Annotated in this window: 19 protein-coding genes and 1 tRNA gene; 18 read left to right on the top strand and 2 right to left on the bottom strand. The window is 66.1% G+C overall.

Annotation, left to right across the window (positions count from 1 at the left end; translation table 11 throughout):
- Positions 1-5: 5 nt before the first annotated feature.
- Both AB4Y43_RS18955 and lolA read left to right on the top strand, forming a co-directional pair.
- Positions 6-2,327: a DNA translocase FtsK gene (locus AB4Y43_RS18955; protein ID WP_069262711.1), complete on the top strand. Its 2,322-nt coding sequence runs from the start codon at positions 6-8 to the stop codon at positions 2,325-2,327.
- Positions 2,328-2,417: 90 nt separating this feature from the next.
- Positions 2,418-3,125, top strand: coding sequence for an outer membrane lipoprotein chaperone LolA (gene lolA, locus AB4Y43_RS18950; protein ID WP_342948531.1), 708 nt, complete (start codon positions 2,418-2,420; stop codon positions 3,123-3,125).
- A 78-nt stretch (positions 3,126-3,203) separates the two neighbouring features.
- Here lolA and AB4Y43_RS18945 read toward each other — a convergent pair whose 3' ends face one another.
- Positions 3,204-4,274 (bottom strand): MBL fold metallo-hydrolase, encoded by a 1,071-nt coding sequence (locus AB4Y43_RS18945; RefSeq protein ID WP_368728517.1) that lies wholly within the window; start codon positions 4,272-4,274, stop codon positions 3,204-3,206.
- 229 nt (positions 4,275-4,503) lie between these two features.
- Here AB4Y43_RS18945 and AB4Y43_RS18940 point away from each other — a divergent pair, with 229 nt between their 5' ends.
- The 10 genes from AB4Y43_RS18940 to bioB all read left to right on the top strand — a co-directional run bounded on the left by AB4Y43_RS18940 (position 4,504) and on the right by bioB (position 16,067).
- Entirely contained in the window at positions 4,504-4,932 is a 429-nt protein-coding gene (locus AB4Y43_RS18940) for a MerR family DNA-binding transcriptional regulator (RefSeq protein ID WP_342948533.1), read from the top strand.
- Positions 4,933-4,957: 25 nt separating this feature from the next.
- Entirely contained in the window at positions 4,958-6,760 is a 1,803-nt protein-coding gene (aceK, locus tag AB4Y43_RS18935; RefSeq protein WP_368728520.1) for a bifunctional isocitrate dehydrogenase kinase/phosphatase, read from the top strand.
- Positions 6,761-6,811: 51 nt separating this feature from the next.
- Positions 6,812-8,008 (top strand): acetyl-CoA C-acetyltransferase, encoded by a 1,197-nt coding sequence (locus AB4Y43_RS18930; RefSeq protein WP_368682177.1) that lies wholly within the window; start codon positions 6,812-6,814, stop codon positions 8,006-8,008.
- Positions 8,009-8,088: 80 nt separating this feature from the next.
- Positions 8,089-8,766: an SDR family oxidoreductase gene (locus tag AB4Y43_RS18925; RefSeq protein WP_069262706.1), complete on the top strand. Its 678-nt coding sequence runs from the start codon at positions 8,089-8,091 to the stop codon at positions 8,764-8,766.
- A gap of 53 nt (positions 8,767-8,819) precedes the next feature.
- Complete coding sequence (locus AB4Y43_RS18920; protein WP_368728516.1) at positions 8,820-9,284, top strand: YchJ family protein; 465 nt, start codon at positions 8,820-8,822, stop codon at positions 9,282-9,284.
- 562 nt (positions 9,285-9,846) lie between these two features.
- The gene (locus AB4Y43_RS18915; RefSeq protein WP_342948536.1) at positions 9,847-11,241 is read left to right on the top strand and encodes a prolyl oligopeptidase family serine peptidase; all 1,395 of its coding nucleotides are present in this window, start codon (positions 9,847-9,849) and stop codon (positions 11,239-11,241) included.
- Between the two features lie 415 nt (positions 11,242-11,656).
- Positions 11,657-13,027, top strand: coding sequence for an adenosylmethionine--8-amino-7-oxononanoate transaminase (gene bioA, locus AB4Y43_RS18910; RefSeq protein ID WP_368728515.1), 1,371 nt, complete (start codon positions 11,657-11,659; stop codon positions 13,025-13,027).
- 1 nt (position 13,028) lies between these two features.
- Positions 13,029-14,225, top strand: a complete 1,197-nt coding sequence (gene bioF / locus AB4Y43_RS18905; protein ID WP_368728514.1) for an 8-amino-7-oxononanoate synthase — start codon at positions 13,029-13,031, stop codon at positions 14,223-14,225.
- Positions 14,222-14,932, top strand: coding sequence for a dethiobiotin synthase (bioD, locus tag AB4Y43_RS18900; RefSeq protein WP_368603996.1), 711 nt, complete (start codon positions 14,222-14,224; stop codon positions 14,930-14,932). Before bioF ends, bioD begins: the two co-directional genes overlap by 4 nt.
- A 49-nt stretch (positions 14,933-14,981) precedes the next feature.
- On the top strand, positions 14,982-16,067 hold the full coding sequence (gene bioB / locus AB4Y43_RS18895; RefSeq protein ID WP_368682171.1) for a biotin synthase BioB: 1,086 nt from the start codon (positions 14,982-14,984) through the stop codon (positions 16,065-16,067).
- Positions 16,068-16,146: 79 nt separating this feature from the next.
- Here bioB and cytX read toward each other — a convergent pair whose 3' ends face one another.
- Complete coding sequence (cytX, locus tag AB4Y43_RS18890; RefSeq protein ID WP_368728513.1) at positions 16,147-17,463, bottom strand: putative hydroxymethylpyrimidine transporter CytX; 1,317 nt, start codon at positions 17,461-17,463, stop codon at positions 16,147-16,149.
- A gap of 226 nt (positions 17,464-17,689) precedes the next feature.
- Between cytX and AB4Y43_RS18885 the strand changes: the two genes are divergently transcribed.
- From AB4Y43_RS18885 to minC, 6 genes are all read left to right on the top strand, one after another.
- The gene (locus AB4Y43_RS18885) at positions 17,690-19,021 is read left to right on the top strand and encodes a replication-associated recombination protein A (RefSeq protein WP_342948541.1); all 1,332 of its coding nucleotides are present in this window, start codon (positions 17,690-17,692) and stop codon (positions 19,019-19,021) included.
- A 96-nt stretch (positions 19,022-19,117) separates the two neighbouring features.
- Positions 19,118-20,410, top strand: coding sequence for a serine--tRNA ligase (gene serS / locus AB4Y43_RS18880; RefSeq protein ID WP_368615981.1), 1,293 nt, complete (start codon positions 19,118-19,120; stop codon positions 20,408-20,410).
- Positions 20,411-20,555: 145 nt separating this feature from the next.
- Positions 20,556-20,646, top strand: a tRNA-Ser gene (locus tag AB4Y43_RS18875).
- Between the two features lie 324 nt (positions 20,647-20,970).
- Positions 20,971-21,756, top strand: a complete 786-nt coding sequence (gene map / locus AB4Y43_RS18870) for a type I methionyl aminopeptidase (protein ID WP_069262698.1) — start codon at positions 20,971-20,973, stop codon at positions 21,754-21,756.
- Positions 21,757-21,898: 142 nt separating this feature from the next.
- Entirely contained in the window at positions 21,899-22,435 is a 537-nt protein-coding gene (locus tag AB4Y43_RS18865; protein WP_069262697.1) for a GNAT family N-acetyltransferase, read from the top strand.
- 136 nt (positions 22,436-22,571) lie between these two features.
- Positions 22,572-23,450: a septum site-determining protein MinC gene (gene minC, locus AB4Y43_RS18860; protein ID WP_368728512.1), complete on the top strand. Its 879-nt coding sequence runs from the start codon at positions 22,572-22,574 to the stop codon at positions 23,448-23,450.
- The last annotated feature ends 60 nt before the right edge of the window (positions 23,451-23,510 follow it).

Here is a 23,510-nt window from a genome sequence, read left to right as displayed (position 1 = left end):
ATTCAATGGCCAAAGCTCCCTTTTCCGCGCAGGCGCAGGCATTGCCTCACCGCATGTCGCGCCTTTTCACCGAAATTCGCTGGATCCTGCAGGTCGCGCTAGGCGTATTCCTGCTGATGGCGCTCATCAGTTACAGCCGCCACGACCCGAGCTGGACGCACGCGGCCCAGGTCGACCACATCTCGAACTGGGCGGGGCGCGTCGGCGCGCGCGTCTCGGACATCCTGCTGCTGCTGTTCGGCCTGTCCGCCTACTGGTGGATCGTGCTGCTCGGGCGCCTCATCTCGGCAAACTACCAGCGCATCACGCGCCACGAAGCGATTGCCGACGATGACGAGGACAAACCGCGCGACATCAGTTGGGTCGCCGAAGCCTTGTCGTTCGTGCTCGTCATGCTGTCGAGCTGCGGCATCGAAGCGCTGCGCATGTGGTCGCTCAAGGTGCAACTGCCCCAGACGCCCGGCGGCGTGGTGGGCGGCGCGGTGGCGCGCGGCGTTTCACACGCGCTCGGCTTCACGGGCGGTACGCTCGCGCTGTTGCTCGGGCTCGCGATCGGTCTTTCGCTCTACTTCCGCTTTTCGTGGCTTTCGGTCGCCGAAAAGGTCGGCGAATACATCATCAACGCCGTGACCATGGCGAGGCTGCGCCGCGAGGCGGGCCGCGACCGCAAGCTCGGCGAAGCGGCGGCCGTCAAGCGCGAAGGCAAGGTCGAGCGTGGCCGCGTGAAGATCGAGGAACACGAGCCGGTTACGATCGTGCCGCCGGTGGTCACGCCGCAGCGCTCCGAGCGCGTCGAGAAAGAGCGTCAGGTGCCGCTCTTCAAGGATCTGCCGGGAGACTCCACGCTACCGGCGATCTCGCTGCTCGACCCGGCTTCGGCCACCCAGGAAACCATCTCCGACGACACGCTCGAATTCACCTCGCGCCTGATCGAGAAGAAGCTCAAGGACTTCGGCGTGGACGTCGCCGTGGTGGCCGCGTATCCGGGCCCGGTCGTCACGCGCTACGAGATCGAGCCGGCCACGGGCGTGAAGGGCAGCCAGATCGTGGGCCTCGCGAAGGATCTCGCGCGTTCGCTCTCGCTCGTCTCGATCCGTGTGGTGGAAACGATTCCGGGCAAGAATTTCATGGCGCTGGAACTGCCGAACCAGCGCCGCCAGACTGTGCGGCTTTCGGAAATCCTCGGCTCGGCGGTCTATTCCGACGCGCCTTCGGCGCTCACCATGGGCCTTGGCAAGGACATCGGCGGCAAGCCGGTATGCGCCGATCTCGCGAAGATGCCTCACCTGCTCGTGGCCGGCACGACCGGCTCGGGCAAGTCGGTGGGGATCAACGCGATGATCCTCTCGCTGCTCTACAAGGCGAGCGCCGAGCAGGTCCGCATGATCCTGATCGATCCGAAGATGCTCGAAATGAGCGTCTACGAGGGCATTCCGCATCTGCTCTGCCCGGTCGTGACCGACATGCGTCAGGCCGGCAACGCGCTGAACTGGACCGTGGCCGAGATGGAGCGCCGCTACAAGCTCATGAGCAAGCTGGGCGTGCGCAATCTCGCGGGCTACAACAACAAGATCGAAGAGGCGAACAAGCGCGAGGAGAAGATACCGAACCCGTTCAGCCTCACGCCGGACGATCCGGAACCGTGCCAGAAGCTGCCGCATATCGTGGTCGTGATCGACGAACTCGCCGACCTCATGATGGTGGTCGGCAAGAAGGTCGAGGAGCTGATCGCACGTATCGCGCAGAAGGCGCGCGCCGCCGGCATCCACCTGATTCTCGCGACGCAGCGGCCTTCGGTGGACGTCATCACCGGCCTCATCAAGGCCAACGTGCCGACGCGCATTGCGTTCCAGGTCTCCTCGAAGATCGACTCGCGCACGATTCTCGACCAGATGGGCGCCGAGTCGCTGCTGGGCATGGGCGACATGCTCTACCTGCCGCCGGGCACGGGTCTGCCCGTGCGCGTGCACGGCGCGTTCGTCGCCGACGACGAGGTGCACCGCGTCGTCGAGAAGCTCAAGGAGCAGGGCGAGCCGAACTATATCGAGGGCATTCTCGAAGGCGGGGTGGGCGGCGAAGGCGACGAGGGCACCGCTGCGGGAACCAGCGGCACTGGCGACGAGTCCGATCCACTGTATGACCAGGCCGTCGAAGTGGTCATCAAGAATCGCCGCGCGTCGATTTCGCTCGTGCAGCGGCACTTGCGCATCGGCTACAACCGCGCGGCGCGGCTGCTCGAACAGATGGAGCAGTCGGGGCTCGTTTCGGCGATGTCGTCGAGCGGCAACCGCGAGATCCTCGTGCCCAACCGCGGCGACGCCGAATAAGCCATGCCAGGCCGCCGCGCGCCTTGGCAACGGCCCGGCAGCGGCTGCGGCAACCCGACGGCCAAAGACACACCTCTTGGAGAACGATAGATGCAGTATCCGGCTGGACTTCCGACCCGCTTTGCGCGCGCAGCGCGCCGCGCGCTCTTCGTTGCGCTTGGCGCGTCGGTCCTGATGGTCTCGCAGGCGTATGCGAGCGGCACCGATCAACTGAAGCAGTTCGTCTCACAGGTCCATTCCGCGCGCGGCAGTTTCGTGCAGCGGGAACTCAAGGCGCCCTCGGGCGCGAAGAACGCCAGCGACGCCATTGCCACGGCCACGATGAACGCCAAGACTTCGAGCGGCACATTCGTGTTCGCGCGGCCCGGCAAGTTCATCTGGTCGTATGAGAAGCCGTATCAGCAGGTGCTGCAGTCGGACGGCGACAACCTCTACGTCTATGACAAGGACCTGAACCAGGTGACCGAGCGCAAGCTCGGCGGCGCGCTCGGCGCGAGCCCGGCGGCGATCCTGTTCGGCAGCAACGATCTCGACAAGAACTTCACGCTCTCCGACGCGGGCGTGAAGAACGGCATCGACTGGCTGGAGCTGATTCCGAAGTCGAAGGACACGCAGTTCAAGAGCGTGGGCATCGGCTTTCGCGACGGCAACCTCGAAGCCATGGAGCTGCACGACGTGTTCGGCAACGTGACGCTGCTCACGTTCTCCAACATCGAGAAGAACCCGACGCTGCCGGCTTCGACCTTCAAGTTCGTGCGGCCGCCAGGCGCCGATCTGATCACGGGCGGCTCGAACTAAAGCCGTTCACCTCACGCACCACGTAAAAACGGGCGGCTCTTTGCAGGCCGCCCGTTTTTCTTTGTGCGCAGCGGTTTGTCAGGCCGTGAAGCGGATCACGCCGTCCGCGCCGGTCGTGCGCGTGACTTTGCCTTCGAGCCACAGCAGGTTCAGGTGCGCGAGCGCTTCGCCCATCGCGAAAGTCATCTGGTGGATGTCGAGCTCGCGCTTGAACATCATCGGCACGATGTCGGCGGCGCTTTGCGGCGCTCGCCCGCACGCTTCGATCACTTCGGCAAGACGCGCGTCATGGTGCGCGCGCAACTGCGCGATGCGCGTGCGCACGCCGCGAAACGGCTTGCCGTGCGAGGGCAGCACGAGCGTGTTCTCGGGCAGCGTTTCGTAGCGACCGAGCGATTCGAGGTAGAGGCCGAGCGGATTGCCTTCCGGCTCCATGTCGAACACGGAGACGTTGGTCGAGATGCGCGGCAGCACCATGTCGCCGGAGATCAGCACGCCGGTTGCTTCGCAGAACAGCGCGCAATGCTCGGGCGAGTGGCCGTAGCCTGTGATGACGCGCCAGTCGCGGCCGCCGATCGCCACCGTATCGGCTTCGCGCAGGCGGCGGTACTGCGTGGGGAGCGCTGGCACGAGGCTGCCGTAGTAGCCGCGGCGGTTGCGCAGCTTGTCGAGCGAGGCTTCGTCCTTAAGCCCGTGACGCGCGAAATGACGCGCGGCGCCTTCGCCGCCCGCGTTCGAGCCGTCGCCGGCCGCCATCACGCGGGCCTGCATATATTCGCCGAGCGTGGTCCACAGGCGCACGTCCCAGCGTGCTTTGTCTCCGCCCGCGCAGATCCAGTGTGCAAGGCCGATATGGTCGGGGTGGCAATGCGTGACGAGCACGCGCAGCACCGGCAGGTCTTCCAGCTGGTTCTCGAACACGGCTTCCCAGCGGGCCTTGATGGTGTCGTTGGTGATGCCGCAGTCCACCACAGTCCAGCCTTGCTGGCCGTCGATCTCGTCGCGCAGCAGCCAGAGGTTGATGTGGTCGAGCGCGAACGGCAGCGGCATGCGCAGCCATTTCACGCCGGGCGCGACGTCGAAGGCGAGGCCGGGCTCCGGCAGGGTGTCGGCGTAGGGATAGTCGAGCTGGTGTTCGAGGGCGTTCATTGGGGGTGTCTTCTCTTGTCGACCAGAGTTAGCGCTTACTCTGGTCCCATGTAAAACGGTCGACCAGAGTTAGCGCTTGAGCACCGACTCCGGCCCCATGCAAAGCGCGTCTTGCGCGTCGCTCCTGCCGGTTGCGTAACCGCGTACTTGACGATAACGTAAACGTCGATTCTATCGTCCCTCGCGCTGTCGTGCAGACAACAGCCGGGCCAGCCGCCTTTCGCACACCATGACGACCCAGTACACGATTACCGAACTCGCCCGGGAATTCGACGTAACGCCGCGCGCGATCCGTTTCTACGAGGACCAGGGCCTTCTGGCACCCAGCCGGGAAGGCGCGGGTGGCCTGAAGCGCGTCTTTTCGGGGCGCGATCGCACGCGGCTGAAGCTGACGCTGCGCGGCAAGCGCCTCGGCTTCACGCTCTCGGAGATCCGCACGCTGCTCGACCTCTACGAGTCGCCGACCGACACGCTCCCGCAACTCCAGGCGTTCCTCGACACCGTGGTGCATCACCGCGAGATACTCGAGCGCCAGCGCGCGGACCTCGACGCGACGCTCGAAGACCTCGCGCAGTACGAGTCCCAGGCGCGCGCGCTGCTCGACAGGAATGTGGCGCACGAAAGCGACGCTCCCGCCGCCGCTCGCGCGAAACCCTGACGCCCGCGCAACGGGCATGGCCGCCATGAAACACTTCCCGAAACTGCTTTCTTCGCAGATCGGCTTCGATGTCGCGCAGACCATGCTCGACGGCTTCAACCGTCACTACCACAACTTCTGCGACGCGGCGGCGAGGGCGCGGACGTTCTTCGAGGCCGCCGACTGGCGCGCCCTGCAGCAGCTTGCGCGCGAGCGCATCGCCTCTTACGACGATCGCGTGAAGGAATGCGTGGTCGCGCTCGAAGACGAATACGGTGCCGAGAGCATCGACGACGAGGTGTGGCAGCAGATCAAGCTGCACTACATCGGCCTGCTCACGACGCACCGGCAGCCCGAATGCGCGGAGACGTTCTTCAACTCCGTGTGCTGCAAGATCCTGCATCGCTCGTACTTCAACAACGATTTCATCTTCGTGCGGCCCGCCATCTCGACCGAATACATCGAGAACGACGAGCCCGCCGCGAAGCCCACTTACCGCGCGTACTATCCGGGCAAGGACGGCGTCGCGGCGACGCTCGAGCGCATCGTCACGAACTTCCAGCTGCAGACGCCGTTCGAGGATCTCGGGCGCGACGTCGACTGCATCATGCAGACGATGCTCGACTCCTTTGGTGTGGTCGAGCCCAAGCCGAACTTCCAGATTCACGTGCTGTCGTCGCTGTTTTTCCGGCACAAAGGCGCGTATATCGTCGGGCGCATCATCAACGGCGATCTGCTCGCGCCGTTCGTCGTGCCGATCCGTCATGTGGAGTCGGGCAAGCTTGCACTGGACACGGTGCTGCTGCGCACGGAGCAGCTGCTCATCCTCTTCAGCTTCTCGCACTCGTACTTTCTGGTGGACATGGAAGTGCCGTCTGCCTATGTCGAGTTTCTGCGCACCATCATGCCGCGCAAGGCCAAGGGCGAAATCTACACGTCGCTCGGGTTGCAGAAGCAGGGCAAGAACCTGTTCTATCGCGACTTGCTGCACCACCTCTCGCATTCGAGCGACCAGTTCATCGTCGCGCCCGGCATCCGCGGCATGGTGATGATCGTGTTCACGCTGCCTTCGTATCCGTATGTGTTCAAGGTCATCAAGGACAGCTTTCCCGCGCCGAAAGAGACTACGCGCGAGCAGGTCGAAGCGAAGTATCAGCTCGTGAAGCGCCACGACCGGCTTGGGCGCCTTGCCGACACGCTGGAATATTCGAGCGTGGCGCTGCCCATCGCGCGGCTCGACCACGCGCTCGTGCGTGAGCTGCAGACGCTGGCGCCCTCGATGCTCGAGTACGAGGGCGATAACCTCGTGATCCGTCACGTCTACATCGAGCGGCGCATGGTGCCGCTCAATCTCTATCTGCAGAACGGCAGCGACGCGGAAGTCGAGCATGGCATTCGCGAATACGGCAACGCGATCAAGGACCTGCTGCGCGCGAACATCTTTCCGGGCGACATGCTCTACAAGAATTTCGGCGTGACGCGCAACGGCCGCGTGGTGTTTTACGACTACGACGAGATCGAATACCTCACCGACTGCAACGTGCGCGCCGTGCCGCCGCCGCGTAATGAGGAAGACGAACTATCGGGCGAGCCATGGTACCCGGTCGGCCCGCGCGACATCTTTCCGGAGACGTACGGCACATTTTTGCTCGGCGATCCGCGCGTGAAGCGCGCATTTCTCGCCCATCACGCGGACTTCTTCGAGCCCGGGCTCTGGCAGGAAAGCCGCGCGAGGCTCATCGCGGGCGAAGTGCCGGACTGCTTTCCTTACGACGCATCGATTCGTTTTAGCGTGTGTTACCCAGAACGTTTCGCGCGTGAAGACGCGCCGGTCGCGCGCGTTGCCTGAACGCGCGTGCGGCCAACAGCGAATGCAAACGGATTCATCAAGGAGCAAAACATGAGTGAGACGCAAAAGCAGGACGCCATCGTGATCGTTTCGGCGGTGCGCACGCCGATGGCGGGCTTTCAGGGTGATTTCGCGACGCTCACCGCGCCGCAGCTTGGCGCGGCGGCGATCGCGGCGGCCGTCGAGCGCGCCGGGTTGAAGCCCGAACAGGTCGACGAGGTCGTGATGGGCTGCGTGCTGCCCGCGGGGCAGGGCCAGGCGCCCGCGCGCCAGGCGGCGCTCGGCGCGGGGCTGCCGCTCGCAGCGGGTGCCACGACCGTCAACAAGATGTGCGGCTCGGGCATGCGCGCGGCGATGTTCGCGCACGACATGCTGCTGGCGGGTTCGGCCGATGTGATCGTCGCGGGCGGCATGGAGAGCATGTCGAACGCGCCTTATCTGCTGCCGAAGGCGCGCTCCGGCATGCGCATGGGCCACGGCCAGGTGCTCGACCACATGTTCCTCGACGGCCTCGAAGACGCCTATGACAAGGGCCGCCTGATGGGCACGTTCGCGGAAGAATGCGCGGGCGAGTACGACTTCTCGCGCGAGCGCCAGGACGCGTTCGCGATCGAGTCGCTCAAGCGCGCGAAACGCGCCAACGAGGACGGCTCGTTCGCATGGGAGATCGCGCCGGTGAAGGTGGCCTCGCGCGCAGGCGAAACGACCATCGAACGCGACGAGCAGCCGTTCAAGGCCAATCTCGACAAGATCCCGACGCTCAAGCCCGCGTTCAGCAAAACCGGCACGGTGACGGCGGCGAATTCGTCGTCGATTTCGGACGGCGCGGCGGCGCTCGTGATGATGCGCGAATCGACGGCGAAGCAACTCGGCCTCAAGCCGCTCGCACGCGTGACGGGCCATTCGACCTTTGCACAGCAGCCCGCGAAGTTCACGACGGCGCCGGTGGGTGCGATCAGGAAGCTGTTCGAGAAGACCGGCTGGGCGGCGGGCGACGTCGATCTCTACGAGATCAACGAGGCCTTTGCCGTGGTCACGATGGCCGCGATGAAGGAGCACGATCTGCCGCACGAGAAGGTCAACGTGAACGGCGGCGCGTGTGCGCTCGGTCACCCGATCGGCGCTTCGGGCGCACGCATTCTCGTGACGCTGATCGGCGCATTGCGCGCACGCGGCGGCAAACGCGGCGTGGCGACGTTGTGCATCGGCGGCGGAGAGGCCACGGCGATGGGCGTCGAACTGCTGTAGGCTGGCGCCAGACGAAGCGCGCCGCATTGCAAGGCGGCGCGCTGCAGCGGTTTCCATGCACGGACAAGCAAGGTGACGAGATGAAAACAGCGTTGATCGTGGGCGCGTCGCGGGGCCTGGGTTTCGAGTTCGCGCGGCAGTATGCGAAAGCCGGCTGGCGCGTGCTGGCCACGGCGCGCGGGCCCGAAGCGCTCGAAGCCCTGCGCGCAATCGGCGCGCAGACCTTCCAGCTCGATATCGCGCGGCCCGAGGAAATTGCTGCGCTCGGCTGGAAGCTCGACGGCGAACGGCTCGACGTGGCGCTCGTCGTCTGCGGCGTCTACGGCCCGCGCACCGAGGGCGTGGAGACCATCACGGCCGAAGACTTCGAATACGTGATGAACACCAACGTGCGCGGTCCGATGCAACTGATCCCCGTTCTGTTGCCGCTCGTCGACGACGCCCACGGCGTGCTCGGCGTGCTGTCGAGCCGCATGGGCAGCATTGCGGAGACCACGGGCACGACGGGCTGGCTCTATCGCGCGAGCAAGGCCGCGCTCAACGACGTGCTGAAGATCACCTCGCTGCAAACTCGCCGCGCCACCTGCGTCGCGCTGCATCCGGGCTGGGTGCGCACCGACATGGGCGGCGCGCACGCGGCGATCGACCCGGCGGTGAGCGTCGCCGGCATGCGCGAGGTGGTGGCCGAGGCGGCCGCCGCGCGCGACGTCTTCAATGGCCGCTTCTTCCAGTACGACGGCACCGAACTCGACTGGTAAAGCGCCGCCCGTCTGCGCTACGCTTGCGGCCTCTCGCAACGGAGCCTCGACCCATGAACGCTGAAACCGCGCGCGTTGTCTCGCCCGCCACCCGGCCCACCGATTGTCCTTGCGGCGGCGCTGCGCCCAACCAGAAGGCGGTCAGCAAGCCGCCGCGTTACGCGCAGTGCTGTGGCCGCTTCATCGACGCAGCGGCGATCCCCGCCACGGCGCTCGAGCTGATGCGCTCGCGCTACACGGCCTACGTGCTGGGTGAGGAGGCGTATCTGCGCTCGACGTGGGCGCCCGAAACCTGTCCCGCCGATCTCGACGTCGATCCCGCAGCCGAAGGCGCCCCGCGCTGGCTGGGTCTCGCGGTGAAGCGCCACGAACAACGCGACGACGCGCACGCGATCGTCGAATTCGTCGCGCGCTACAAAACGGGCGGCCGCGCGTTCCGGCTGCACGAGACGAGCCGCTTTACGCGCGGCGACGACGGCCGCTGGCGTTATGTTGACGGCGACGTTTCGTCGGGCTAACGAATAACTGACTGCCGGCAATATTTTCCGCAGCGAATTCCCTCGCCGGTTCGCTGACGACGCCAAAATTAATGCCTTTGCAAACAGGCGCTTACTGCAGAATCCCGCGGCTGTTGTCCGCGCGCGACGCTCACCACCCGGACCTTTTTTAAAACGCGCGCGTCCGGCGCGGGCCGAAAGTGCTTGTCCGCCTTGCCTCGTAGGGCCGCGCGAGGTTGGCATGCGTTATGCCGGGTTAGCCCTGAATTGCACAACAAATATTTGTCGTGCGAGTATCTAATCACGGTGCCCCGCACGATACGTAAGTGCATAGTGAAGAAGTTTTTTCACGTGATGCGTGTATCGACTGCAACGGGTGCTGGCGGCGGGTCTGATCGACGATAGAACTGCGCCGCGCAGGTGTTCCGATCGATGCAATTCCCCGTTACGGGTACACGCCCGCTCCTGGCGTCGCGGCCAGGCGCAACGGTGTCTCGTTGTGCCCTGAAAGGGCTGAAGCGTGGGTAATGGTCGGACGGTTGTCGGGTTCACAGCAGCAGGTCTTTTGCAGGTGGTGTAGCGCATGGCGTTCAGGAAGCTCCTTACCGGATGGGTCGTAGCCGGCACCGCGTGTGTGCTTTCGGTGGCTCACGCAGCGTCGCTTTCCGATCCGGCAAGTGCGAGCGCGAACGCGCAACTCGCCGCCAACACCCCGGCCACGCATTCCGCCAACGGCCCCCAATCCAGCCTCGCAGGCGGTCCCCTCGGCAGCGCCAACGTGCCGCGCATCGCGCTCGACGACGCGTATCTGCCCGTCGTGCCCGCCAGCATGAACGAGCAGGTGATCCGCGTTCCCGTCGATGCATCGGGTGACGTCACGCTCGAAACCACGATTTACCGCCCGAACGGCCCCGGCCCGTTCCCGATGGTGATCTTCAACCACGGCAAGATTCCCGGCGACCCGCACCTCCAGTCACGCAGCGACCCGCTCTCGTTCGCGCGCGAATTCGTGCGCCGCGGCTACGTCGTCGTCGCGCCGAACCGCCAGGGCTTCGCGGAGTCGGGCGGCTCGTATCAGCAGGACGGCTGCGATGTCGCGAACAACGGCCTGGGCCAGGCGGCCGATGTTGCCTCGACCATCGCGTACATGTCGAAGCAGCCTTATGTCGACGCGAGCCAGATCATCGTCGCGGGCACCTCGCACGGCGGCCTTGCCACCATGGCCTATGGCACCGAGGCGGCCAACGGCGTGCGCGCACTCATCAACTTCTCGGGCGGCCTGCGCCAGGACGCCTGCACGGGCTGGCAGAACAACCTGACGCAGGCGTTCGGCGACTACGGCGGCAAGGCCCGCGTGGCCTCGCTCTGGCTCTACGGCGACAACGACTCGGTCTGGTCGCCCGATCTCGTCGCGAAGATGTTCGCCGCTTACCGCGACGCCCAGACGGGTGAGGATCACCCGGCCGCGACGGCCAAGCTCGTGGACTTCGGCGCCTACAAGAACGACGCGCATCGCCTCGTGGGCGATCGCGACGGCGTGAAGATCTGGTGGCCGACGGTCGAGGCGTTCCTCGCCAACCGCGGCCTGCCGACGGCGGTGCAGTATCGCGTGGCCTCGCCGGTCGCGCCGCGCGGCACCGGCTTCGCGCAAATCGACTCGGTCGGCGCGGTGCCGTTCGTCGATCAGGCGGGCCGCGACGGTTATCGCAACTTCCTCAAGCAGTATCCGAGCCGCGCCTTCGCGGTGTCCGACTCCGGCGCGTGGTCATGGGCCGAAGGCGGCGACAATCCGATGGCCGTGGCGATCTCGAACTGTGAAAAGCACAGCGCCGATCCTTGCCGCCTCTATGCCGTCAACAACACGGTGGTCTGGAACAACGGCGGCACGCAGACCGCCCAGACCGACGAGAGCGACACCACGCGCGCCACGGCGGACAACACCGCCAACGACAGCGACCACCCGCTGGCGAGCCGGTAAGGACCGCTGCCCGGCGAGCGCCGGGCTCACACTCTCCATCGCGTTTGAAGCTTGCGGCCCCAGAGCGGGCCGCTTTGCCTTTGCGCGGCCCATTGCCTCGCACGCAACCCGTTGTGCCGCCCACTATCGGCTGACTTTCGCGCGCCCGCGCCGGCGGACGCGTCGCCAAAAATATCCGCCGCGCCGTCCTGCATTCTGCAATTTCGCACCGCCGCGCAGATTTTTTTGCGTAAGGCGGGTTCACTTTGCCGTCGTCATCTCCGCGCATTTCTGGTCTTTCTTTTCCATCGGTCCGGAGTTGTCCCGAACGGCGCGAAACGCCGCACCGCCGTGCGTTGGAGGGCGATTTCCGGGGTAGTGCATTGCGGCAGCTAACACGTTAATCTCGGTCCCGCTGTCGTATCGGGAGTCGTATTTGAATTCGCAATCTCACCTTGCCCGCGAAGATCGCGCCGCGACCGATTGGGTCGCTCGCAGCCTGCGCGCCGTGTGGCACCCTTGCACCCAGATGAAACATCACGAGCGCCTGCCGCTCGTGGCCGTCGCACGGGGCGAAGGCCCGTGGCTGCATGACCGCGAGGGCCGCCGTTACCTGGACGCGATCAGTTCGTGGTGGGTGAACCTCTTCGGCCACGCCAACGCCTCGATCAATGCCGCGCTCAAGGCGCAACTCGACACGCTCGAGCACGTCATGCTCGCGGGCTGCACGCACGAGTCCGCCGTGGAGCTCGCCGAGCGGCTGTCGGCGCGCACGGGCGGCGTGCTCGGCCATGCGTTCTTCGCTTCCGACGGCGCGTCGGCCGTCGAAATCGCGCTCAAGATGAGCTTTCATTCGTGGCGCAACCGCGGCGAGAGCGGCAAGCGTGAATTCGTCTGCCTTGCCAACAGCTATCACGGCGAGACCATCGGCGCGCTCGGCGTGACCGATGTGAAGCTCTTCAGGGATGCGTACGATCCGTTGCTGCATCACGCGCATGTGGTCGCTTCGCCCGACGCCCGCGCGGCGCAACCCGGCCAAACGGCGGCGGATGTCGCCGCGCGCGCGCTGGCCGATGTCGAGCGTCTTTTCATCGAGCGCGAGGGGCGCATCGCTGCGTTGATCGTCGAGCCGCTCGTGCAGTGCGCCGCCGGCATGGCGATGCACGATCCCGCGTATCTCAAGGGCCTGCGCGCGCTGTGCGACCGCCATCGCGTTCACCTGATCGCCGATGAAATCGCCGTCGGCTGCGGGCGCACCGGCACGTTCTTCGCGTGCGAGCAGGCCGACATCTGGCCCGATCTGCTCACGCTCTCGAAGGGCATCAGCGGCGGCTATCTGCCGCTTTCGATCGTGCTGTCGCGCGACGCGATCTACGAGTCGTTCTACGACGACGACACGACGCGCGGCTTCCTCCATTCGCATTCGTACACGGGCAATCCGCTCGCGTGCCGCGCCGCGCTCGCCACGCTCGATTTGTTCGAGCGCGATGACGTGCTGGTTGCGAACGCCCGCAAATCGGCGCATCTGCGCGAATTGTTCGATCCTCTCGCCGCGCATCCGCTCGTGCGCAACCTGCGCCAGTGCGGCACGATTCTCGCGTTCGACGTGGCGCTCGAAGACGCGCAGCGCGCGGCGACGTTTTCGCGCCGCTTCTTCGAAAACGCACTGCAGCGCGAACTGCTGCTGCGCCCGATCGGCACGACGGTCTACGTCATGCCGCCGTATATTCTGGACAACGAAATGCAGGCGTTCCTCGCTGCACGCACGCGCGAGACTTTCGACGCCACCGTCGCGGAGGACCTCTGACATGGCATTGCTCGATACCCTCGAACAGGGCTTGCGCGATATCGACGCGCACGGCCTGCGCCGGCGCCGCCGCACCGCCGACTCGCCTTGCAGCGCCCATATGCAGGTGGACGGCCGCGCGACTATCGGTTTTGCCAGCAACGACTATCTCGGCCTCGCCGCGCACCCGCAACTGGTCGCGGCCATCGCTGAAGGCGCGCAGCGTTACGGCGCGGGCAGCGGCGGCTCGCATCTGCTCGGTGGCCACTCGCGCGCTCACGCCCAGCTCGAAGACGATCTCGCGGCATTCGCGGGCACCTTCGTCGCTGCGCCGCGCGCGCTGTACTTCAGCACCGGCTACATGGCCAACCTGGCCGTGCTCACGGCGCTCGCGGGGCGCGGCACGACGATCTTTTCCGATGCGCTCAACCACGCCTCGCTGATCGACGGCGCGCGGCTCTCGCGCGCCGACATCCAGATCTATCCGCATGCCGACATGGCGGCGCTCGCCGCGATGCTCGAAGCCTCCGACGCGAGCGCGAAGCTGATCGTGAGCGACACGGTGTTCAGCATGGACGGCGATGTCGCGCCGCTCGCGCGTCTCGTCGAACTCGCGCAACAGCATGGCGCGTGGCTCGTGGTCGACGACGCACATGGTTTCGGCGTACTGGGCCCGCAGGGCCGCGGCTCGCTCGCGCAAGCCGCGCTGCGCTCGGAGCATCTCGTGATGGTCGGCACACTCGGGAAGGCGGCGGGCGTGTCGGGCGCGTTCATTTGCGCGCATGGCACCGTGATCGAGTGGCTTGTGCAGCGTGCGCGTCCGTACATCTTCACCACGGCTTCGTCGCCGGCGGTTGCGCATGCGGTGTCCGCGAGCCTGCGTTTGATCGAAGGCGAGGAGGGCGACGCGCGCCGCGCGCATCTCAAGCATCTGATCGCGCGCACGCGCGCGCTGCTCAGCGATACCTGCTGGCAACCCGTCGATTCGCATACCGCCGTGCAGCCGCTCGTCATCGGCGCGAACGAGGCGACGCTCGCGCTGCAGGCCACGCTCGAGCGCGACGGCCTGTGGGTGCCCGCCATTCGTCCACCGACCGTGCCCGAGGGCACCTCGCGTCTGCGCATTTCGCTCTCCGCTGCGCATTCGGATGCCGACCTCGACCGGCTGAACGCATCGCTGCAACGCGCGAGCCTCGAAGCACGGGAGCTTGTGCAATGACGGTTTCGCTTTTCGTCACCGGCACCGATACCGAGATCGGCAAGACCTTCGTGAGCGCGGCGCTGCTGCGCGGCTTCGCTCGCGCGGGGCTGCGCGCCACGGCGCTCAAGCCGATCGCCGCGGGCGCTTACGAGCGCGACGGCGTGTGGCACAACGAGGACGCCGATCAGCTCGACGCCGCCGCGAGCGTGCTGCTGCCGCCCGAGATCCGCACGCCGTTCCTGCTCAAAGAGCCCGCCGCGCCGCACATCGCCGCCGCGCTCGAAGGCGTGACGCTCGATATGGCGCGCATCGTCGATTGCTACGAGGCGGCCTGCGAGCGCGCGGATGCCGTCGTCGTGGAAGGCGTGGGCGGTTTTCGCGTGCCTCTTACGCCGACCGAAGACACCGCCGATCTCGCCGTCGCGCTCGGTCTGCCCGTCGTGCTCGTGGTGGGCATGCGCCTCGGCTGCATCAGCCACGCGCTGCTCACTGCCGAAGCGATTGCCGCGCGCGGATTGACGCTCGCGGGCTGGGTCGCGAACCGTATCGACCCGGCCATGACGTTCCCCGAGGAAAACATCGGCACGCTGCGCGAGCGCCTCGCCGCTCAGTACGGTGCGCCGCTCGTCGGCGTCGTGCCGCACATGCGCGGTGCGAGCGCCGACGACGCAGCCGGACATCTGAACATCGATGCGTTGCTCGCACGCCTGCGCGCCAACGCGTAATGCACTCAAGCACAGTCAAGCACAGTCACGTAAAGAAGGACCCGACACCATGACGCAAACCCACATCGACATCACAACGCTCAAGGCCACCGCGCCGAGCGCCCAGGCCGCAGCCGAAGCCGCCGCGCGCTGGAAAGTCGCCGACGTCGCCGCACTCTACGAGTTGCCGTTCAACGACCTGATGTTCCGCGCGCAGCAGGTGCATCGCGAGCATTTCGATGCGAACGCCGTGCAGCTTTCCACGCTTCTCTCGATCAAGACCGGCGGCTGCGAGGAAGACTGCGCGTACTGCCCGCAATCGGCGCATCACGACACGGAACTGGAAGCCGGCAAGCTGATGGAAGTCGACGCCGTGCTGGACGCGGCGCGCGCGGCCAAGGCAAACGGCGCGACGCGCTTTTGCATGGGCGCGGCGTGGCGCAATCCGAAGGATCGCCACCTCGAACCGATCAAGGACATGATCCGCGGCGTGAAGGCGATGGGTCTCGAAACCTGCGTGACGCTCGGCATGCTCGAAGATCACCAGGCGAAGGCGTTGGCCGATGCGGGCCTCGACTACTACAACCATAACCTCGATACGTCGCCGGAGTTCTACGGCAAGATCATTTCGACGCGCACCTACGAGGACCGCCTCGAGACGCTCGAACGCGTACGCGACGCGGGCATCAACGTGTGCTGCGGCGGCATCGTCGGCATGGGCGAGTCGCGCCGCGAACGCGCGGGCCTGATCGCCCAGCTCGCGAACATGGAGCCGTATCCGGAGTCGGTGCCCATCAACAACCTCGTGCAAGTCGCGGGGACGCCGCTCGAAGGCACGGAACCGATCGACCCGTTCGAATTCGTGCGCACGATCGCGGTGGCGCGCATCACGATGCCCAAGGCGATGGTGCGCCTCTCGGCGGGCCGCGAGCAGATGGACGACGCGCTCCAGGCACTGTGCTTCATGGCGGGCGCGAACTCGATTTTCTACGGCGACCAGCTGCTCACCACGAGCAACCCGCAGGCGCAAGCCGACCGCAAGCTGCTGCAGCGCCTGGGCATCACGGCGCAGGCCGCGCAGCATCTGCCCGCCGACGACCACGCTCATCACGACCATCACGGTCATGCGCACGGCGGCTGCGGCCATTGCGAGTGACGCTGCGCATGTCGCCAAAAGCAAAAACGCCAGGCTGCGTAGCCTGGCGTTTTTTATTGTCCAGCGAAAGTACGGCGCGTTACGCGTAAGCCGCGCGCCGGCGCCCCGCGAGCGCGAGATAGCACAGGGCGCCGATCACGAGCGAAGGCAGCGTCGCGCCGAGATTCGGCAGCCACTGGTTGAGCGCCTGATACGCGCCGAAACCGACCACCCACGCGACGAACGCGCTCACGTGCCAGCCGCCCGAATAGCCATAGGCGCCGTTCAGATCGGCGAGGGCCTGGGTGTCGATGCGGCGGCGGCGCACGACGAAGTGATCGGCGAGCACTACCCCGAAGAGCGGCGCGAACACCGAGCCGATAAAGAGCAGGAAGTTCTCGTACTTCGCCATCGGCACGACGAGGCCGATCAGCGTGCACAGCGCGCCGAACGCCGCCGAGAGCCAGGGCACACTGGCGCGCGTCCAGAACGTGCCGGTCGAGACCGCGGCCGAGTGGATATCGGCGAAGGCATTGTCGATTTCGTCGATCAGCACGAGCAGCAGCGCGAAGCCGCCGCCGGCCTGCGCGAGCGCCGTGGTGAGGAGGGCGTCGCCGCCGCCCGCGGCGAGGCCGTAGATCGCGCCGAGCGCATAGAACCACAGGTTCGCGATGCCATAGCCGAACAGCGTGCCGCGGAAGGTTTCGCCCGCCTTGCGGCCGAACCGCGTGTAGTCGGCGATGAGCGGCAGCCACGAGAGCGGCATCGCCACCACGAGGTCGATGGCGCTGCCAAACGGCATTTCGCCCGTGCCGGGGCGGCGCATCAGCGCGCCCAGGTCCTGCTTCACGAGCAGGCCCCACGTGAGCCAGGCGGCGCCCGCGAGCAGCAGCCAGATTCCCCACGTGCGCAGGAAGCGCCGCACGAAGGAGAGCGGCCCGCTCACGGCGAGCAGCGTGGCGAGCACGCCGAAGATCACGGTCCAGACGAGCGGCATCGACAGGCCGAAGGCTTGCCTGGCGAGCGCATCGGCGGAATCGCGCATCACGATGATCTCGAACGAGCCCCAGCCCACGAGCTGCACCATGTTGATGACGGCCGGCACCGACACGCCACGAACGCCAAGCGTCGGGCGCAGCGACGACATGGCGGCGAGGCCCGTGTCCGTGCCGATCACGCCCGCGAGCGCGAGCAGCACGACGCCGATCACGCTGCCGATGACGATGGCCATAAGCGCGTGGGGCAGCGAGAGGCCCGGCACGAGCAGCGCGCCTGCCTGCGCGACGAGCAGGCCGATGCCGAGCGAAAACCATAGCGCGAAGGCGTCGCCGGTGCGGAACTGACGGCGCGCGTCGGGCACGGGCACATTCGGCGCGTAGGTGGAGCCGGTCTCGCCGGCGTGCGAATCTTGAGTCATGTGGAACGCTTTCCTCTGTATCGTCTGTTTTGTCTGTTTTGTCCGGGTGCGTCGGCTTCAGCAGCTCGGCCCGCGCTTCGCGCCGCGGCGCACGCTGTCATAATGCACGACTGCATCCGGTGCGGCGCGCCGTTTTGTGGAGTGGGGCGCTGTGTCCCCGAATCTGCCACCGAATTTGCCGCACATGTGCGGCCAGCCGGAAAGCCGTCATTATCGCGAAAACGTCATGTTTGAAGAAACCCGTGCCAACGTCCCGCTCGCCGAACGGCTGCGCCCGCGCTCCATCGACGAGGTCATCGGCCAGAAGCATCTGCTCGGGCCCAACAAGCCGCTGCGCGTCGCGTTCGAGTCCGGCGAAGCGCATTCGATGATTCTCTGGGGGCCGCCGGGCGTGGGCAAGACCACGCTCGCGCGCCTCATGGCCGATGCCTTCCACGCCGAATTCATTGCGCTCTCGGCGGTGCTTTCGGGCGTGAAGGACATCCGCGAGGCCGTGGAGCAGGCGCAGCTGCATCGTGCGCATGGCCACCAGACGCTCGTGTTCGTCGACGAGGTCCATCGCTTCAACAAGAGCCAGCAAGACGCCTTCCTGCCGCACGTGGAGTCGGGCCTCTTCGTGTTCGTCGGCGCGACGACGGAAAACCCGTCGTTCGAGGTGAACAGCGCACTGCTGTCCCGCGCCGCCGTGTACGTGCTCAAGAGCCTCGATGAGGAAGAGCAGGGCGAACTGCTCGCGCGCGCGAGCGAGGAACTGGGCGGCCTGACTTTCACGGACGAAGCGAAGAAGGCGTTGATCGGTTCCGCCGACGGCGACGGGCGCAAGCTCCTGAACAACCTCGAAATCGTCGCGCGCGCGGCCGCCCAGCAAAAGAAGACCGAGATCGACGGCGAACTGCTCGGCAGCGCGCTGGCGGAGAACCTGCGCCGCTTCGACAAGGGCGGCGACGCCTTCTACGACCAGATCAGCGCGCTGCACAAGTCGGTGCGCGGCAGCAATCCGGACGGCGCGCTCTACTGGTTCTGCCGCATGCTCGACGGCGGCGCGGACCCGCGCTATCTCGCGCGGCGCATCGTGCGCATGGCGTGGGAGGACATCGGCCTGGCCGACCCGCGCGCCGGGCGCATCACGCTCGATGCCGCTGAAACCTACGAGCGCCTCGGTTCGCCCGAAGGCGAACTCGCGCTCGCGCAGGCCGTGATCTATCTGGCCGTCGCGCCGAAGTCGAACGCGGGCTACAACGCCTATAACGAGGCGCGGCGCTTCGTGAGCAAGGACCAGTCGCGCGCGGTGCCCATCCATCTGCGCAATGCGCCGACGAAGCTGATGAAGGAGCTGGGCTACGGTCACGAATATCGCTACGCGCACGACGAACCCGACGCCTACGCAGCCGGCGAGACCTATCTGCCCGACGGCATGCGCGAGCCGCGCTGGTATCAGCCCACGCCGCGCGGGCTCGAGGGCAAGATCGGCGAAAAGCTCGCGCGCCTGGCCGATCTCGACGCGCACTGGCGCGAGGAGCACCGCGCGGACATCCGCGAGAGGAAGCGCAAGGGCTGAATCGCCCCAAACAACGGCGATGCCCGCCGCGCCGGGCTGCCCGGCCGGTGCGCTAAAATCGTCCCTTCACACAACGAAACTGCGTCTCACAATCCCATGCTCGACATCCAGCTGCTGCGCAAAGACCTCGAAGGCGTCGCGAAGCGCCTCGCCGACCGCGGCTACACCCTCGACGTCGCGGCCTTCTCCGCGCTCGAAGCGGAACGCCGCGCCATCCAGACCCGCACCGAAGAGCTCCAGGCGCGCCGCAACAGCCTGTCGAAGCAGATCGGCGCGATGAAAGGCCGTGGCGAGGACACCTCGGCGGTCATGGCCGAAGTGGGCGGCATCGGCGACGAGATGAAGACGTCGGCGGCCAAGCTCGACGAGATCCAGTCGAAGCTCTCGGACCTGCTGCTCGGCGTGCCGAACCTGCCGCACGAAAGCGTGCCCGCGGGCAAGGACGAGGCCGACAACGTGGAAGTGCGCCGCTGGGGCACGCCGCGCGCGTTCGACTTCGAGGTGAAGGATCACGTGGACGTCGGTACGCCGCTGGGTCTGGACTTCGAAACGGGCGCGAAGCTCTCGGGCGCCCGCTTCACGATGCTGCGCGGCCAGATCGCGCGCCTGCACCGCGCGCTCGCGCAGTTCATGATCGACACCCACACGCTCCACCACGGCTACACGGAAACGTACACGCCCTACATCGTCAACCCGGAAATTCTGTACGGCACGGGCCAGCTGCCCAAGTTCGCCGACGACATGTTCCGCGTGGAAAAGGGCGGCGGCGAAAACACGGTCACGCAGTACCTCATTTCGACCTCGGAAATCTCGCTCACGAACACCGTGCGCGAGAGCATCGTGGAAGGCAGCGCGCTGCCGATCAAGCTCACGGCGCATTCGCCGTGCTTCCGCTCGGAAGCCGGTTCGTATGGCCGCGACACGCGCGGCATGATCCGTCAGCACCAGTTCGACAAGGTCGAGATGGTGCAGATCGTTGCGCCCGAAACGTCGTACGACGCGCTCGAGCAGATGGTCGTCCACGCGGAAACCATTCTGCAGAAGCTTGGCCTGCCGTATCGCGTCATCACGCTGTGCACGGGCGACATGGGTTTCTCGGCCACCAAGACGTATGACCTCGAAGTGTGGCTGCCTGCGCAGAACACGTATCGCGAAATTTCGAGCTGCTCGAACACGGAAGCGTTCCAGGCGCGCCGCATGCAGGCGCGCTATCGCAACGCGCAGGGCAAGCCGGAACTCGTGCACACGCTCAACGGCTCGGGCCTCGCCGTCGGCCGCACGCTGGTTGCCGTGCTGGAGAACTATCAGGAAGCCGATGGCTCGGTCGCCGTGCCGGAGGTGCTGCGGCCGTATATGGGCGGCGTGGCGCGTCTCGAAGCCGGCGCCTGAGGCGCTGTCTCGCGCGCAGGACATGTGATTCCTTGCCCTCGAAACTTTTTTCCGATGAGGGCTTGCAGAAGTCAAAAAATGTTCTATAATCTTCGCTTCTCCGGTTGCCGACCAACACCGGGGAAGCAGTAAAGAGCCGTACACCGGAGAGGTGGCAGAGTGGTCGAATGTACCTGACTCGAAATCAGGCGTACGGTTTCCCCGTACCGTGGGTTCGAATCCCACCCTCTCCGCCAGATTCAGAAAACCCCTGCATGCTTACCCGCTGCAGGGGTTTTTGCTTTTCTGCTCGAGTTCCGGCATGCAGGCCGGCGCGCGCATTCACTTGCGCTTGGGGTCATGATCGGACTGCCAGCGCGCGATGTAAGATATTTCTCATTCTTGACGGCGGCTTTTGCTCGAACGATCGGAGATCTCTGAAAATTCGGCGTCCGGCGTCATCGGGATGACACAGATTGCTGCGGGTTGCTGCGCTGGCGACGCCGCAGCGCCGGTACAATCGCACCTTTGAATTGCGGCGCAGGCTTCTCTGTCACCGCCGCGCCCACTCCGGTCCATCGATGCCTATCACCTACAAGTCTGCCGATGATCTCGCCCGCCTGCGCATTTCGGGCCGGCTCGCCGCCGACGTGCTCGCGATGATCGGCGAGCACGTGAAGCCGGGCGTCTCCACCGACGACCTCGACGCGATCTGCAACGACTACATCGTCAACACGCTCAAGGCCGTGCCGGCCAATGTCGGCTACCTCGGCTTTCCGAAGACGATCTGCACGTCCGTCAATTCCGTGGTCTGCCACGGCATTCCGAATCGCGGCGAGGTGCTCAAGGACGGCGACATCATCAACATCGACGTGGCCGTGATCAAGGACGGCTATTTCGGGGACACGAGCCGCATGTACTGCGTCGGCACGCCGAGTTCGGTGGGTCGCCAGCTGATCGACACGACCTACGAGGCGATGCTCGCGGGCATCCGCCAGGTGAAGCCGGGGGCGACGCTCGGCGACGTCGGCAACGCCATCCAGAAGCGCGCCCAGGCGGACGGCTTCTCGATCGTGCGCGAGTACTGCGGCCACGGCATCGGCAAGGTCTACCACGAGGAACCGCAGGTGCTGCACTACGGCCAGCCGGGGCAGGGCGTGCGCCTGAAGCCGGGCATGGTCTTCACGATCGAGCCGATGGTCAACGCGGGCCGCGCCGGCACATCGGTGCAGCGCGACGGCTGGACGGTCGTCACGAAGGACCGCTCGCTTTCGGCGCAGTGGGAACACATGGTCGCGGTTACCGACGACGGCTACGAACTCCTCACGCCCTGGCCGGACGGCACAGGCGCCTACGAGGCCCCGTGAGCGTGGCTGTGCGGCCTCTGGGGCCGTCTGTCAAGGCTCGCGCGCGGGGCGTCGCGTGCCGGCAATTGTCAAATAAGGATTTGACTCTCAAGCCAGTTCGGTTAAAGCTACGCGTTAGCGCTTTATTGGGGTTTACGACTGCATGAGTCCGTCACTGACCGTTCGCCGTATCGCCGCCGATCAGGGTGCCGTGCTCCGCGAGCTTCGAACAGCTTCGCTGCGCGACGCGCCTTATGCATTCGGCGACACGCTCGAAGACGCGCTATCCGCCGATGTCGCCGTTTTCGACGCCGCGGCGGCCCGGCATGCGGTCTCGCACACGGGCACGTCGTTCATTCTCTATACCGAGGGCCATCCGGCCGGTCTGATCGGCGCGAGCTTCGAAAGCGCGCCGGCGCGCCGCGCGTTCGTCTCGGCGCTGTGGGTCGCGCCTGCGGTGCGTCATCTGAGCGGCGGCGAACTGCTGCTGAACAGCGCCATCGACTGGCTCGTGAGCGAAGGCGCCACGCAGGTCTACGCCTGGATCACCGACACGAACGCCACGGCCATGCGCTTCTACGAGCGCCTCGGCTTTGTCGCCACCGGCGACCACGCGCGCAGCCAGCAGCAGCCCGAGCAGTGGGAAACGCTGCTCATGCGCACGCTCGGCGAGCATACGAAGTCCGCTTCCTCGCCGTAACGCCCCGCGTTCGCGCCGCTGCGTGCGGCGTCGCGCGCGTTTCGCTGCCCTCCGCACGTCACACCGAAACACCATTAAAAATAATGGCCGTGTGCGTCCGCGCCTGTAAAATACGCAAAATTTTTAGCCGAACGCCATGTCGCCCAAGAAATCGCCATATTTTGAACTGAAGAGCGGTTCAGTCGATACGCTTCTGTTCGTGGTCAAGACGACCGAGCTCGACGCCATGCGCGCCGAGCTCACGCGGCGCTTCGAGGCGACGCCCGAATTCTTCGCGAACGACACTGTCGCGATCGACGTGCGGCGTCTCGCCGACGGCGAGCAGGTCGCGCTCGGCGACATCGCGCGCCTGCTCGAAAGCGTGCGCATGCGTCCGGTAGGCGTGGTTGCGCAACCTGAACAACACAGCTGGGCCGCTGCGGCAGGCCTGCCGTTCCTCGTGGCCCGCGTCCGCCGCGGCGCGGGCGCGACGCCGGCCGCCGACGAAGGCGCAAGCGAAGGCGAGGCAGCGAATGCTTCGGCGAGCGCATCCGCCACCGGTTCGGCCGCGCCGCACGCCACCGCTGCGCAGCCCGAACTCTTTACGGCCGAAACGGACCCGGCCGCCGCCGAAGCGAGCGCAGCGGCAACGGTGAGTGCCGCGGCGGCCCTCGACGCCGGCGCGTCGGGCACGCGCGCGGAACCCACGCTCGTGATCGACCGGCCGCTGCGCTCGGGCCAGCGCATCTACGCGAAGGGCGACGTGGTCGTGCTCGGCCTCGTATCCAACGGCGCGGAAGTGATCGCCGAGGGCAACATCCACATTTACGCGCCGCTGCGCGGCCGCGCGCTCGCGGGTGTGCACGGCAACCACGACGCACGCATTTTCTGCACGAGCCTCGAGGCGGAACTGATTTCGATTGCGGGCATCTACCGTACGACTGAAGTTCCACTCGCCGACGACGTGCGGGGCAAGCCGGCGCAAATCCGGCTCGAGGAAGAAAAGCTGTTGATCGAACCGTTGAGGCTCACCTGAGTCGCAGCTCGAGCGTCGTGCGCAGGCGATCAGGGGCATGAGCGGCACGCGATGAGACCA

The organism is Paraburkholderia sp. BR10872 (assembly GCF_040965835.1).
In the GTDB taxonomy this organism is placed as follows: domain Bacteria; phylum Pseudomonadota; class Gammaproteobacteria; order Burkholderiales; family Burkholderiaceae; genus Paraburkholderia; species Paraburkholderia nodosa_A.
This window is presented reverse-complemented; position numbering and strand designations above follow the sequence as displayed.

Excerpts from the sequence above, each read along its gene's own strand:
- AB4Y43_RS18955 (WP_069262711.1), top strand. The coding sequence starts at position 6 with ATGGCCAAAGCTCCCTTTTCCGCGCAGGCGCAGGCATTGCCTCACCGC.
- lolA (WP_342948531.1), top strand. The coding sequence starts at position 2,418 with ATGCAGTATCCGGCTGGACTTCCGACCCGCTTTGCGCGCGCAGCGCGC.
- AB4Y43_RS18945 (WP_368728517.1), bottom strand. The coding sequence starts at position 4,274 with ATGAACGCCCTCGAACACCAGCTCGACTATCCCTACGCCGACACCCTG.
- AB4Y43_RS18940 (WP_342948533.1), top strand. The coding sequence starts at position 4,504 with ATGACGACCCAGTACACGATTACCGAACTCGCCCGGGAATTCGACGTA.
- aceK (WP_368728520.1), top strand. The coding sequence starts at position 4,958 with ATGAAACACTTCCCGAAACTGCTTTCTTCGCAGATCGGCTTCGATGTC.
- AB4Y43_RS18930 (WP_368682177.1), top strand. The coding sequence starts at position 6,812 with ATGAGTGAGACGCAAAAGCAGGACGCCATCGTGATCGTTTCGGCGGTG.
- AB4Y43_RS18925 (WP_069262706.1), top strand. The coding sequence starts at position 8,089 with ATGAAAACAGCGTTGATCGTGGGCGCGTCGCGGGGCCTGGGTTTCGAG.
- AB4Y43_RS18920 (WP_368728516.1), top strand. The coding sequence starts at position 8,820 with ATGAACGCTGAAACCGCGCGCGTTGTCTCGCCCGCCACCCGGCCCACC.
- AB4Y43_RS18915 (WP_342948536.1), top strand. The coding sequence starts at position 9,847 with ATGGCGTTCAGGAAGCTCCTTACCGGATGGGTCGTAGCCGGCACCGCG.
- bioF (WP_368728514.1), top strand. The coding sequence starts at position 13,029 with ATGGCATTGCTCGATACCCTCGAACAGGGCTTGCGCGATATCGACGCG.
- bioD (WP_368603996.1), top strand. The coding sequence starts at position 14,222 with ATGACGGTTTCGCTTTTCGTCACCGGCACCGATACCGAGATCGGCAAG.
- bioB (WP_368682171.1), top strand. The coding sequence starts at position 14,982 with ATGACGCAAACCCACATCGACATCACAACGCTCAAGGCCACCGCGCCG.
- cytX (WP_368728513.1), bottom strand. The coding sequence starts at position 17,463 with ATGACTCAAGATTCGCACGCCGGCGAGACCGGCTCCACCTACGCGCCG.
- AB4Y43_RS18885 (WP_342948541.1), top strand. The coding sequence starts at position 17,690 with ATGTTTGAAGAAACCCGTGCCAACGTCCCGCTCGCCGAACGGCTGCGC.
- serS (WP_368615981.1), top strand. The coding sequence starts at position 19,118 with ATGCTCGACATCCAGCTGCTGCGCAAAGACCTCGAAGGCGTCGCGAAG.
- map (WP_069262698.1), top strand. The coding sequence starts at position 20,971 with ATGCCTATCACCTACAAGTCTGCCGATGATCTCGCCCGCCTGCGCATT.
- AB4Y43_RS18865 (WP_069262697.1), top strand. The coding sequence starts at position 21,899 with ATGAGTCCGTCACTGACCGTTCGCCGTATCGCCGCCGATCAGGGTGCC.
- minC (WP_368728512.1), top strand. The coding sequence starts at position 22,572 with ATGTCGCCCAAGAAATCGCCATATTTTGAACTGAAGAGCGGTTCAGTC.